General features: G+C 70.6%; 1 protein-coding gene. It reads left to right on the forward strand.

What is annotated here, in order from left to right; genetic code table 11:
• On the forward strand, positions 1-401 hold a 401-nt coding region (locus tag AC6LJ2_RS30090), incomplete at both ends, for a peptidase dimerization domain-containing protein (RefSeq protein ID WP_498152768.1).

The following is a 401-nucleotide window of genomic DNA, read 5'->3' on the forward strand; positions in this document are numbered from 1 at the left end:
CAGCTGCCCATCGGCGTGGTCACCAACATCGTCGGTATCCGCCGCGTGCAGATCGTGGTCGAAGGCCAGCCCGACCACGCCGGCACCACCCCCATGGACATCCGCCGCGATGCCCTGGTGGGCGCGGCCCGCCTCATCGACGCCGCCAGCCGCCAGGCCAGTGCCGCCAGCGGCAATCCGCATTACGTGGTGGCCACGGTAGGCAAGCTGGCCATGACGCCCAACGCCGCCAATGCCGTGCCCGGCCGCGTCGAACTGACGCTGGAAATGCGCAGCGACAGCAATGCGGTGCTGGACGCGTTTCCCGAAACGCTGATGGCCTCGGTGGCCGACGACCTGAAGGCGCTGCGCCTGACCGCCGGCTTCACCCAGCTCAGCCGCGCCCAGCCCACCGACTGCGC

Source organism: Achromobacter sp. 1014246743 (assembly GCF_059760725.1).